Here is a 12,313-nt window from a genome sequence, read left to right on the forward strand (position 1 = left end):
AGACATGGCAAGGAAGATCACTTATTCGCAGGCGATCAACGAGGCGCTCGCGCAGGAAATGGCGCGCGACGACAGCGTGATCGTGATGGGCGAGGACAACGCGGGCGGCGCGGGTGCGCCGGGCGAGGACGACGCGTGGGGCGGCGTGCTCGGTGTGACGAAAGGGCTGTTCCACAAGTTTCCGGGCCGCGTGCTCGATACGCCGCTGTCCGAAGGCGGCTACATCGGCGCGGCGGTCGGCGCGGCCGCGTGCGGGATGCGGCCCGTCGCGGAGCTGATGTTCATCGATTTCATGGGCGTGTGTTTCGACCAGATCTTCAACCAGGCCGCCAAATTCCGCTACATGTTCGGCGGCAAGGCGGTGACGCCGGTCGTGATTCGCGCGATGTACGGCGCCGGCTTGCGCGCGGCGGCTCAGCATTCGCAGATGCTCACGTCGCTGTTCACGCACATTCCGGGGCTGAAGGTCGTGTGCCCGTCGACGCCGTACGACGCGAAGGGGCTGCTGATCCAGGCGATCCGCGACAACGATCCCGTGATCTTCCTCGAACACAAGTTGCTCTATACCCGTGAAGGCGACGTGCCGGAGGAGTCCTATGCGATTCCGTTCGGCGAAGCGAACGTGATGCGCGACGGCGACGACGCGACGATCGTCACGTACGGCCGGATGGTGCATCTCGCGATGGACGCGGCCGCGAAGCTCGCGAAGGACGGCATCCAGGTCGACGTGATCGACCTGCGCACGACGTCGCCGCTCGACGAGGAAACGATCCTCGAAAGCGCGGAGCGCACCGGACGCGTGGTGGTCGTCGACGAAGCGAACCCGCGTTGCTCGATCGCGACCGACATCGCGGCGCTCGTCGCGCAGCGCGCGTTCCGAACGCTTAAGGCGCCGATCGAACTCGTGACCGCGCCGCATACGCCCGCGCCGTTCGCGAGCGTGCTGGAAGACCTGTATATCCCGTCCGCCGATGCGATTGCGCAGGCGGTCCTGAAGACGAGGAGCTGACACGATGTCGATTCACATGATCACGATGCCCAAGTGGGGGCTGTCGATGGAGCAGGGGCAGGTCAACGGCTGGCTGAAGGCGCTCGGCGAACGCGTGACGAAGGGCGACGAAGTGCTCGACGTCGAGACCGACAAGATCTCGTCGGGCGTCGAATGCGCGTTCGACGGCACGCTGCGCCGGCAGGTCGCGCAGGAAGGCGAGACGCTGCCGGTCGGCGCGCTGCTTGGCGTCGTCGCGGCCGACGACGCGAGCGATGCCGACATCGACGCGGCGATCGCCGATTTCCAGCGCGATTTCGTGCCGAGCGCGGCTTCCGACGAAGCCGCGGGTCCGCAGCCGGAAAAGGCGCAGATCGGCGGCCGGACGGTGCGCTTCCTGAAGCTCGGCGAAGGCGGCGGCACTCCCGCCGTGCTGATTCACGGCTTCGGCGGCGACCTCAACAACTGGCTGTTCAATCACGCGGATCTCGCCGCGCACCGGCCGGTGTGGGCGCTCGACCTGCCCGGCCATGGCGAGTCGGGCAAGGCGGTCGAGACGGGCAGCCTCGATGAACTGGCCGACGCGGTGCTCGCGCTGCTCGATGCGAAGGGCATCGACAAGGCCCACCTGATCGGTCATTCGATGGGGGGCGCGGTCGCGATGGCGGCCGCTGGGCGCGCCCCGCAACGCGTCGCGTCGCTCACGCTGATCGCGAGCGCGGGGCTCGGCACCGACATCAACCGCGCTTACATCGACGGCTTCGTCGCCGGCAACAGCCGCAACACGCTGAAGCCGCATCTCGGCGCACTGTTCGCGGACAATGCGCTGGTCACGCGGCAGCTCGTCGAGGATCTGGTCAAGTACAAGCGGCTCGAAGGCGTGCAGGCTGCGCTGGAGAAGATCGCGCATGCCGCGTTCGACGGCGCCGCGCAGCGGCGGGTGTTCCGCGACCGGCTCGCGACGCTTGCGCCGCGCACGCTCGTGATCTGGGGCGAGCACGACCAGGTGATCCCGGCGCAGCACGCGCAGGGTTTGCCGGATGGCGTCCGTGCCGAGGTGATCGCCGGCAGCGGGCACATGGTGCAGATGGAGGCGGCCGCCGACGTGAACCGCCTGATCGTCGCGTTTCTCGGAGACTGACGATGGCCGCCGCGCTCGAACGACCCAGCCTCACGGCGCTCGGCCAGCCGGGTGCGAGAAGCCGCGACAAGCTCGCGCGCATTCCCGTGCGCGTCGAGCCCGCGGCCGGTGCGGCATTGCCGAAGCCGCCGTGGCTGCGCGCGCGGCCGATGATGAGCGCAGCGGTCGTCGACACGGCGGCCGTGCTGCGTGACCATCGGCTGCATTCCGTCTGCGAGGAGGCGATGTGCCCGAACATCGGTGAATGCTTTGCGCAGCGCACGGCGACCTTCATGATCATGGGCGGCCTGTGCACGCGGCGCTGCCCGTTCTGCGACGTCGCGCACGGCCGTCCCGAGCCGCTCGATCCCGACGAGCCCGCGCGGCTGGCCGATGCGGCTGCGGCGCTCGGGCTGCGCTACGTCGTGATCACGTCGGTCGACCGCGACGACCTGCGCGACGGCGGCGCCGCGCATTTCGCCGCGTGCATCGCGGCGGTGCGCGCGAGCGTGCCGGGCATCGGCGTCGAGGTATTGACACCGGATTTCCGAGGCCGCGCGGGCCGCGCGCTCGATGCGTTGTCGACGGCGTGGCCCGACGTGTTCAACCACAACATCGAGACGGTGCCGTCGCTGTATCGCGCAGCGCGGCCGGGCGCCGACTATCGCGGCTCGCTCGAACTGCTTGCGCAGGCGAAGCGGGCGCGGCCGGGACTGGTGACGAAATCGGGGTTGATGCTTGGCCTTGGCGAGTGCGACGACGAAGTGCGCGACACGCTGCGCGACCTGCGTGCGCACGACGTCGACGTGCTGACGCTCGGCCAGTATCTCGCGCCGTCCGCGCACCATCTGCCGGTGCGGCGCTACGTGAGCCCGGACGCATTCGCCGCGTGGCGCGACGAGGCGCTATTGCTCGGTTTCAGGGAAGTCGTCGCGGGCCCGCTCGTGCGGTCGTCGTATCACGCGGCCGACGTGCTGGACGAGACGTAGCGGGCAGCGCGTCAGGCGGACGTGAAAGCGGAGGCATGCGCGCGGCTGACGCGGCGCAGGTACAGCACGAGCCCGGCGCCCGCGAGCATCAGGCTGATCGTGTTCGCGAACCAGAAACCGCGCGCGCCCGTCAGCCACGCGGGCGCGATCCCGCCCACGTCGAAACCGAGCACGTAGCCGCCGCTGAGCCCGACGCCCCACAGCGCGACCGCATAGATCACGGTCGGCACGACCGCGACCTTGTAGGCGCGCAGCACGAACGCCGACGTGACCTGCAGCGCATCGAAGACGTGGTAGCACGCGACGATCGCGACGAGCGGCATCGCGGCCGCGGCGACGGCCGGGTTCGGCGTATAGCCGCCGATGATCAGCGGGCGCAGCACGAACACGAGCAGGCCGTAGGTCGCGGCAATGCCGCACGCGAAAATCACGCTGTGCCGGCCGAGCAGCCGGGCTTCCTCGGGCCGCCCGGCGCCGAGCGCGCGCGCGACCAGCGTCGACGCCGCCACGCCGATCGACAGCGGCGTCATGTACAGCACCGCGCCGATGTTGCCGGCGATCTGGTGGCCGGCGAGCGTCGTCGTGCCGAACTGCGCGATGAACAGCGCCATGCACGTGTACGACGTGACCTCGATCAGGTACGACAGGCCCATCGGCACGCCGAGTTTCAGGATGGCCTTCTGGCGTTCCCAGACCGGCCAGCAGAAGCGCGAGAAGATCGCGAGCGGCGCGAACACGTCGAGCTTCGCGAGCAGCGTGTAGCCGATCAGCGCGAGCGCCCAGTTGATCAGCGTGCTCGCGAGCCCGCAGCCGGGGCCGCCGAGGGCCGGCACGCCGAACCCGCCGAAGATGAACCACACGTTGAGCGGAAACTTGAGCAGCAGCGCGCCGATCTGCAGCATCATCGCGAGGCGCGGCTTGCCGGCCGCGTTGGTCAGCGCGTTGTAGATGCGGAAGACGAGGCTGGCGGGCAGCCCGTACGACAGGATGCGCAGGTAGTCGACGGTGCGGTCGTGCAGCGCGGCGGGCGTGTGCGCGACGCGCAGCAGCGGTTCGGGAAAATGCAGCAGGAGAAAGCCGGGCACCGCGAGCAGCAGCGCGAGCCACAGCGCCTGGCGCACTTCCTCGCCGATCTCCGCATAGCGCCGCGCGCCGTACAGTTGCCCGGTGATCGGCTGCAGCGCCGACAGGATGCCCGTCAGGCCGATATAGATCGATATGTAGATCGACGAGCCGAGCCCGAGCGCGGCCAGATCGACGGCCGAGTAGCGCCCGACCATCGCGGTGTCGATCACGCCGAACGCGATGATCGCAAGCTGGCCGACGAGCACCGGCCACGCGAGACCGACGATCCGGCGGATGTCGCCGAACATCGTCAGTCGGCCGGCTGGCGGCGCGGCGGACGTCGCTTGACGGGCGTCTTCGGCCGTTCGATGCGCTCGTACAGGCGGAAGCGCTCGTCGCGGTCGGCGACGCGGCGGCCTTCCCACACGAGACGCCACACATATTGCGACACCGAGCTCGGCTCGCCGAAGTCCGCGCGGTCCTGACGCAGGATCACGTCGCAGTCGCCGGAGAAATCGAAGCGCATGTTGCCGAAATACGCGAAGGTCGCGATCTGCGCGTCACCGAGCCGCACCGGCGAGATGCACTCGTAGTCGGACGGCAGGTGCACCGCGATCTGTTGCGCGACATCGCGATAGGTCCGGCCGTAGTTGACGATCGGCAGCCACAGCGTCATCAGCAGCACCCACATCAGCGTGGTGCCCGCACCCGACAGCACGACGCTGCGCCACAGCACCTTCGGCTGCCGCGAGATGCGCCAGCGTACGAGGAAGCACCAGCACACGGTGGCGATCACCGCGCAGATGAACGACAGGATCTTGAAATGCGGTTCGTAGCCGGGCACGAGGCGCGCGAGGTTGCGCGCGAGCGGATGCGGGAAGCCCGTGAGCGATGCGAGCCACACGAGCCACACGAAGGTGCCGAGGATCGTGAAGCTCAGCACCGCGAACCAGTCGATCGCGTTGATCGCGCCGCGCTTGAGGGTTGGCAGCGCGAACGTCGCGAGCACCGCGAGCGGCGGCAACAGCAGCATGTACATGCGGTTCGACTGCTGGCTCTGCAGGATCACGAGCGCGACGAGCGGCACGGCGACCGACAGCGGAATCGCGACGTGCGCCCGGCGGCGCATGCCGGCCCAGCTCCACCACGCCCAGATCGCGAGCGGGCACGCGGGCCAGGTGAACAGCGGCAGGTTCTTCGCCGCATAGCCGAGCACGGCGGTCGGCGGCCCCGAAAAGCGCATCAGGCTGCCGTGGATCCACTGGTTGAAGAACCATGCGGCGTCGTCGGGCGCCGCGACGAACGCGGCCAGCGGCCATAGCGCGAAGATCGCGGCTGCGAGCGGCACGCCGACCAACGGCAGGCTCAGGTTGCGCATCTCGGGCGTGACGATCCACAGCACGGCCGTACCGACGAGCAGCGCGACGACCAGTACCGGATTGCCGGACAGCGCGACCAGGCCGATCGCGACACCCCACCACAGCGCGCCCTGCATCGGCTTGTCGATGCCGCGCACGATCCCGTAGACGAGCATCGCGATCCACGCGAACTGGGCGAGCTGCGGCGTCGTTTCATGCCCGCGCTCCGCGAGACCGAAGCAGGCGACGAGAACCAGCAGTGCGCCGTCGGCGAGCGTGCGGCCGTAGTCGCGCGGCTCGGGCTCGCCGCCGAATGCGTATTTGAACGGCTGGACCTCGGCACGCCGGCCGAGCAGGTAGGCCGCGTACCAGACGAATGCACACGCGACGCAGAACAGCACGCCGGTTTCGACGCGCGACGCGTTGCTCGCGTCGACCCACGGGCCCAGGCCGCGGATCGACAGCGCGCCGAGCCAGTAGCCGAGCGGTCCGTCGGTCGTGATGAACTTGCCGACCAGGTTCGGCAGTAGCCAGTCGTGCCAGCCGCCCTTGGCCATCGTCCACATCACGCCAAAGCCCGCCGCGTCCTCGTTCTTCCACGGGTCGCGGCCGAACAGGCCGAACGCTGCGTAGACGAAGCAGAGTGTGAGCAGCAGCCAGCGCGGCAGCGCGCGCGTGGCGGAGGCGGTGAGACGGACGACAGGCTTCATGCAGATGAGCGATTTGTTATGGGCGGGCGGCCGGCGCGGAGGTGCGCGGTCGAGCCGGCTTCGAGCATCCGGCATTGTAGACGCGCCCGCTGTTGCGCGTCAGGTCGATGCCCGGGCGCCAGCCGGCGCCGGTCGGGCGAGCAGAGACAAAAAAGGGCAGCCTGGGCTGCCCTTTTGTGCGACACCGGTGCGTTGCAACCACCGGATGCAATGCGAAGCTTACTTCGCCTTGCCGCTGGCGCGTACGCCGAACTTGTTCTTGAACTTCTCGACACGGCCTGCCGTGTCCATGATCTTTTGCTGACCCGTGTAGAACGAGTGCGATTCCGACGACACTTCGATCTTGGCGAGCGGGTAGGTCTTGCCGTCGAGTTCGATGTTTTCGCGCGTCTGGATCGTCGAGCGCGTGATGAACTTGAAGCCGTTCGACATGTCTTGGAAGACGACTTCGCGGTAGTTCGGGTGGATGCCTTCTTTCATGGTCTTTCCTTGGTGAGAGCGGTAGCCAACCCGCCGCTTGCCGTGCCGGAGCGCGCGCATTGCGCAAACCAGACGACGCCAAGCCCGGCGCGAGCCACTTGCCTAAGGTCGAAAAACGGCGATTATGCCAGAAAATCAGATGGTTGACGAATAATTTTCACGGTGCGTCGAGCGCGCCGGTGCCGGCCGGGTCTTGCCGGTAGTAGCGAGCGAGCAATCGGTACAGCTCCGGAAATTCGGACTCGAACGCTTTCGGCCGCACGAACAGCGCTTCGCTGCATACCGCGAAGAATTCCGACGGGTGGTCGGCCGCATACGGGTCGATCAGCGAGTCCCGCTCGAAGCGCGCCCACGCGCGGTCCGGCACAGCGTCGACGCGCGCGCAGAATTGGTCGTACGCGTGCTCGAACACGTCGGCCCAGGCCTGCGCATCGAGGTGAGGCGCGTGCCAGCGTCGAAATAGGGGCGGATAGCCGTCGGCCGCGCCGTTGACCATGTCGATCTTGTGCGCGAACTCGTGGATCACGACGTTGTACGCATCGCGGCCGTCCGTCATCTGCGCGTCTTCCCACGACAGGATCACGGGGCCGCCTTCCCAGGCCTCGCCGCTCGCATCCTGCTCGACTTCGTGGACGACGCCGTCTTCGTCCTGTACCGTCTTGCGGATCACGAATTCGCCCGGATAGACGACGACGCCGACCCAGCCGTCGTACAGCGACAGGTCGAGATTCAGTACCGGCAGGCAGGCCTGCGCGGCGATCGCGACGATCATCGCGTCGGTCAGTTCCAGCCCGTGCGCGGTCGAGAACGATTTTTTCGCGACGAACAGGCTCGTCAGTTCGCGCAACCGGCCGAGCGCGTCGGGCGACAGCGCCGCGAGGAACGGCAGGCGCTCGACGGTGTCCTGCCACAGCGCGTCGGGGATCGGGTGGCTGCGCAGCGCGCGGTCGCGGCGGCGGTCGTCGAACCAGCGGGTCAGTTTCGAGAGCATGAAGGCGGTTCGCGGAAATCCAAAGCCTGTCTTTTAACTCAATCGATCTCTTTTTGCCATGCCGCGAAGAGGCCGCCGACCAGCGCCACGCCCGCCAGGAAGTAAAAGCCGTCGAGCGACGCAAGGAACGACGCCTGTTGCGCGACCATGCGCGCGATCGACGCGATCGCGAGGCCGTGTGCCTCGTTCAGCGCATGGCCGGCGGCGGCATAGCTGCGCGTCAGGGCGTCGACGGTCTGCTGGAACGCCGGGTCGAACACGTTCGCGCGCTCGACGAGCCGCGTCTGGTGCACGGCCACGCGGTGCTGTTCGACGATGATCACCGACGACGTCGCGAACGAGATCGTCAGTTGCCGCACGATGTTCTTCAGCCGGTAGCCGTGCGTATATTCGTCGATCGCGAAGATCCGGAACGTCAGGTTGGCCACCGGCAGCACGATGAAGAGCAGCAGCAATCCGCGCAGCAGCAGTGGGACGATCAGCGCGGCTTCGCCGACCTGCGGTGTCATCCGCGTCATCCACAGCGCGGCCGTGATGGCGATCGCGAATCCCGGCACGACGAACCACTTCTTGTGCGTGACGAATTTCGCGTAACGCAGGTACGCGAACAGCGCGGTGGCCGAAATCAGCGACATCGTGCCCACCAGCCGCCCGGCGTTCTCGACCGGATAGCCGAGCCCGCCTTCGAGAAACCGCGACGTCAGGTAACTGAAGCCCGTCGACTCGTAGTAATAGAACATGTAGAGCAGCAGCCCGACCTGGAACGTCCGTTCGCGGAACGCGTGCAGCCGCACGAGCGGCTTCGGATGGTGCCACTGGTGATACGCGAACCACGCAAGCGCGCCGATCCCCGCGATCGTCAACAAGATCAGCATCGGCGAGCCGCTGTAGAGCTGGTAATGCACCTGTTGCAGCACGATCTGCAGCGCGCCTTGCGCGAGCGCGAACACGACATACGGCCAGAAGTGCCCGGAGCCGCGTTCGTCGTCGGGTGTCCGGCCCGAATCGGGCAACGTGAGCAGCGCGAGGATCGCGAACGCGATGCCGGCCGGCGCCGAGCACGCGAACAGCGCGCGCCACGTCGAATGCGCGACGAGCAGGCCGCCGACGATCGGCGCGAGCGCGCTGCCGAGCAGGATCATGATCAGGAACGCGCGTGTCGCGGGTGGCCGTTCTTGCGGCTTGAAGCTGATCTGGATCAGGATCCGGCACGCGCCCATCATCGGGCCGATGAAATATCCCTGAAAACCGCGCGCGAACGCGAGTTCGAGCGAGGTGTCGGCGAGCGCGGCCGCAATCGCGCCGAACGAGAACATCAGCATGCAGCCGGCGGCGTAGCGGCGATGGCCGAGCCGGTCGATCCACCATTGCTGCTGGAGGATGCCGAGCACGGCCGTGACCGCGTAGGCGCTCGACGACCACACGAGTTCGTCGGGCGACGCGTTGATGCCGCCTGCGATGTAGCTCGCGAAGAACGAGAAGGCCGCGTTGTCGAAATAGTCGATGCCGGTGACGAGTGCGAGCGCCCACGGGAACAGGTCCGCGCGCAGGTTGGCGCGGCTCCACAGCGGCGAGCGGCCGGGCACCGCATTCATTCGCGGTCCTGGCGCGTGCGCCGCGAGCCGGCCTCGGCCTGCCGCTGCGCGATCAGCGCATCGGGGCTTTCTCCGGCGAGACGCCGCTCGACGTAGTCGATATCGTGCTGCAACTCCTTGCGCAGCGCGACGGCTTCCTTCAACTCGCGCTGGACGGCCGCGATCCGGCGGTCGAGCGTGCCGATCTGCTCGGCAAGGCCGGTACGGATGTCGCGCAGCGACGCGTCGGAATAGCGACGCCGGCCGTCGCCCGTTTCTTCCAGCGGGCGCTTCAGCATCTCGGTGATGCCATGCAACGAGAAGCCGAGCGCGCGCAGCCGCAGGATGCGCGCGAAGCGCTCGAGATCGGCTTCGTCGTAGAGGCGGTAGCGGCCCTCGCTGCGCGATGGCGTGACGAGCCCGCGCTCTTCGTAATACTTCAGCGTGCGCGGCGTGACGCCGAGGCGCGATGCGGCGTCGCTCACGGTCAGCAGTGGGGTGGAGGCGTCGTTCGGCATCGGGAGGCGGGGATTAGATCGGGGCGATGGCACGATTATAGATCAACCTGTACGTTCACGTTCAGGTTGGGATCGAAAAACGGCCGCCGGGCAGGATGCGCGGGCGGCCGTTCGTTGCGGGGCGGGGGCGATCAGCCGCCGCGGCGCATCAGGTCGAAGAACTCGGAGTTGCTCTTCGTCTGGCGGATCTTGTCGAGCAGGAATTCCATCGCTTCGACTTCATCCATGTCGTGGATGAACTTGCGCAGCACCCAGATCTTCTGAAGGATCTCGGGCTTGATCAGCATTTCTTCGCGACGCGTGCCCGACTTGTTCAAGTTGATCGACGGATACACGCGTTTTTCCGCGAGACGGCGCTCGAGGTGCACTTCCATGTTACCGGTGCCCTTGAACTCTTCGTAGATCACGTCGTCCATGCGGCTGCCGGTTTCGATCAGCGCGGTGCCGATGATCGTCAGCGAACCGCCTTCCTCGATGTTGCGCGCCGCGCCGAAGAAGCGCTTCGGCCGCTGCAGCGCGTTCGCGTCGACACCACCCGTCAGCACCTTGCCCGATGCCGGGATCACGGTGTTGTACGCGCGTGCGAGACGCGTGATCGAGTCGAGCAGAATCACGACGTCATGTTTCATTTCGACGAGGCGCTTGGCCTTCTCGATCACCATTTCGGCGACCTGGACGTGGCGCGTGGCCGGTTCGTCGAACGTCGATGCGATCACTTCGCCGGCGACCGAGCGCTGCATTTCGGTCACTTCTTCCGGGCGCTCGTCGATCAGCAGCACGAACAGGATGACGTCCGGGTGGTTCTGCTTGATCGCGTGTGCGATGTGCTGGAGCATCACGGTCTTGCCCGACTTCGGCGACGCGACGAGCAGGCCGCGCTGGCCCTTGCCGATCGGCGCGATCATGTCGATGATGCGGCCCGTGACGTTTTCCTCGCCGCGCATTTCGCGTTCGAGCGACAGCGGCTTGTTCGGGTGCAGCGGCGTGAGGTTCTCGAACATGATCTTGTGTTTCGAGGCCTCGGGCGGCTGCCCGTTGACTTTGTCGACCTTCACCAGCGCGAAGTAGCGCTCGCCGTCCTTCGGCGTGCGGACTTCACCTTCGATGGTGTCGCCGGTGTGCAGGTTGAAGCGGCGGATCTGCGACGGGCTGATATAGATGTCGTCGGTGCTCGCGAGGTACGACATTTCCGGCGAGCGCAGGAAGCCGAAGCCGTCCGGCAGCACTTCGAGCGTACCGTCGCCGAAGATCGTCTCTCCCGTCTTGGCGCGCTTTTTAAGAATGGCAAACATCAACTCCTGCTTGCGCAGGCGGTTCGCGTTTTCGATCTCCAGGCCATTGGCCATTTCGATCAGTTCGGAGACGTGCAGAGACTTGAGCTCGGATAAATGCATACGGAGAACCCGCCAGGGAGGAGACGACGAAAGAAATAAAGGGAGGAGGGCGAGCGGAAGCGCTCAGAGACTTAAATGCGTCTTGTAGACGTTTTTTAATTCTAGCATAGGCCGATTCGCGCTTGAGCGAGCGATCGGCGGCTTGTCGACGGACGTGTTGCCGGATGACAACACGTCCGCGGAACTGCCTGTATTACAGGTGGCTGTCCAGGAATGCGGTGAGCTGCGACTTCGACAGCGCGCCGACCTTCTGCGCGGCGGCCGCGCCGTTCTTGAACAGGATCAGCGTCGGGATGCCGCGCACGCCGAACTTCGCGGGCGTCGCCTGGTTGTCGTCGACGTTGATCTTCGCGATCTGCAGCTTGTCGCCGTAGTCCTTCGCGACTTCGTCGAGGATCGGGGCGATCATCTTGCACGGGCCGCACCATTCGGCCCAGAAATCGACGAGCACGGGCTTGTCGGACTTGACGACGTCCTGTTCGAACGATGCGTCGCTGATGTGTTTGATCTGTTCGCTCATTGGGTCAATACCTCTTTCGGTTCGGGGACTGCCTGCTTGCGCGTTGCGGCGTACCGGCTGCCGTTGGCTGCCGGCCGCTGCGGCAGGTCACTCCGCTCTCCGGAAAGGAGGGGTGTAAGCGCTGCATGCCGCGGCTCGCGGGTCGTTCGGGCGTCATATTAGCCTAAATTGCTATCTGCTGCGGGCGGCGATAGTAGCCGCTACGCGAGTAGGGGTACGACGCGACGTTCGACCGTTGTATCCCGCAGGTGGAGGCCGGCCCGCGAATTACAAGGGGTGGGCGCGCATGCAATTCGCTTTCGGGGGAGCTTCGTGCGGCCCGATGCGCGCCGGTTTGTCTGGTCAAATTGGCATTGGTGCGAACAAACGGTCGCATTCATCCGGAAGCGGTGATAGAATATGCCGTGACGGGCCTCCTCGCATGGTGGGGCGGTGAACCTGGTCAGGTCGGGAACGAAGCAGCCACAATCGTTTTCCGCCAGTGCCGAGGGTCGGGCTCGTCACCTTCCTTCTCGCCCCGTTCGCCGGGCGTTTTTTATTTCTGCATCACACTCCGTTTTACCTGCGCGTTGCCTGTCTTCCGCACCGTTTCGCGTGTCGGCGCGA

11 protein-coding genes and 1 other RNA gene are annotated in these 12,313 nt (G+C 66.5%); 4 read left to right on the top strand and 8 right to left on the bottom strand.

Translation table 11 applies throughout. From position 1 onward, the window contains the following. The first annotated feature begins 4 nt into the window (after positions 1 to 4). The 3 genes from HWX39_RS20400 to lipA are packed head-to-tail and all read left to right on the top strand — an operon-like array spanning position 5 to position 3,097. Positions 5 to 1,009: an alpha-ketoacid dehydrogenase subunit beta gene (locus HWX39_RS20400; protein WP_111016885.1), complete on the top strand. Its 1,005-nt coding sequence runs from the start codon at positions 5 to 7 to the stop codon at positions 1,007 to 1,009. Positions 1,010 to 1,013: 4 nt separating this feature from the next. Continuing rightward, positions 1,014 to 2,129 carry an acetoin dehydrogenase dihydrolipoyllysine-residue acetyltransferase subunit gene (locus HWX39_RS20405; RefSeq protein ID WP_175969712.1) on the top strand — a complete coding sequence of 372 codons (1,116 nt, stop codon included), beginning with the start codon at positions 1,014 to 1,016 and terminating at the stop codon, positions 2,127 to 2,129. A 2-nt stretch (positions 2,130 to 2,131) separates the two neighbouring features. Further along, on the top strand, positions 2,132 to 3,097 hold the full coding sequence (gene lipA / locus HWX39_RS20410; protein WP_175969713.1) for a lipoyl synthase: 966 nt from the start codon (positions 2,132 to 2,134) through the stop codon (positions 3,095 to 3,097). 11 nt (positions 3,098 to 3,108) lie between these two features. On the opposite strand, the gene HWX39_RS20415 is transcribed toward lipA, so the two are convergent. From HWX39_RS20415 to trxA, 8 genes are all read right to left on the bottom strand, one after another. Then, on the bottom strand, positions 3,109 to 4,470 hold the full coding sequence (locus HWX39_RS20415) for an MATE family efflux transporter (RefSeq protein ID WP_175969714.1): 1,362 nt from the start codon (positions 4,468 to 4,470) through the stop codon (positions 3,109 to 3,111). A 2-nt stretch (positions 4,471 to 4,472) separates the two neighbouring features. Further along, the gene (locus HWX39_RS20420; protein WP_175969715.1) at positions 4,473 to 6,305 is read right to left on the bottom strand and encodes a glycosyltransferase family 39 protein; all 1,833 of its coding nucleotides are present in this window, start codon (positions 6,303 to 6,305) and stop codon (positions 4,473 to 4,475) included. Between the two features lie 144 nt (positions 6,306 to 6,449). Then, entirely contained in the window at positions 6,450 to 6,710 is a 261-nt protein-coding gene (locus HWX39_RS20425) for a type B 50S ribosomal protein L31 (protein ID WP_006753671.1), read from the bottom strand. A gap of 157 nt (positions 6,711 to 6,867) precedes the next feature. Beyond that, the gene (locus tag HWX39_RS20430; RefSeq protein ID WP_175955991.1) at positions 6,868 to 7,701 is read right to left on the bottom strand and encodes a M90 family metallopeptidase; all 834 of its coding nucleotides are present in this window, start codon (positions 7,699 to 7,701) and stop codon (positions 6,868 to 6,870) included. A 38-nt stretch (positions 7,702 to 7,739) separates the two neighbouring features. Continuing rightward, positions 7,740 to 9,296: an MFS transporter gene (locus tag HWX39_RS20435; RefSeq protein ID WP_175969716.1), complete on the bottom strand. Its 1,557-nt coding sequence runs from the start codon at positions 9,294 to 9,296 to the stop codon at positions 7,740 to 7,742. Then, positions 9,293 to 9,793, bottom strand: coding sequence for a MerR family transcriptional regulator (locus HWX39_RS20440; protein WP_175969717.1), 501 nt, complete (start codon positions 9,791 to 9,793; stop codon positions 9,293 to 9,295). The genes HWX39_RS20435 and HWX39_RS20440 overlap by 4 nt, the downstream gene beginning before the upstream one ends. Positions 9,794 to 9,924: 131 nt before the next feature. After that, positions 9,925 to 11,187 (bottom strand): transcription termination factor Rho, encoded by a 1,263-nt coding sequence (rho, locus tag HWX39_RS20445; protein ID WP_006478662.1) that lies wholly within the window; start codon positions 11,185 to 11,187, stop codon positions 9,925 to 9,927. Between the two features lie 193 nt (positions 11,188 to 11,380). After that, the gene (gene trxA, locus HWX39_RS20450; protein WP_006402348.1) at positions 11,381 to 11,707 is read right to left on the bottom strand and encodes a thioredoxin TrxA; all 327 of its coding nucleotides are present in this window, start codon (positions 11,705 to 11,707) and stop codon (positions 11,381 to 11,383) included. A 406-nt stretch (positions 11,708 to 12,113) separates the two neighbouring features. Between trxA and ffs the strand changes: the two genes are divergently transcribed. Beyond that, positions 12,114 to 12,212, top strand: an RNA gene (gene ffs / locus HWX39_RS20455) — signal recognition particle sRNA small type. Positions 12,213 to 12,313: the final 101 nt, after the last annotated feature.

The organism is Burkholderia sp. BCC0322 (assembly GCF_902833045.1).
Classification (GTDB): Bacteria; Pseudomonadota; Gammaproteobacteria; order Burkholderiales; family Burkholderiaceae; genus Burkholderia.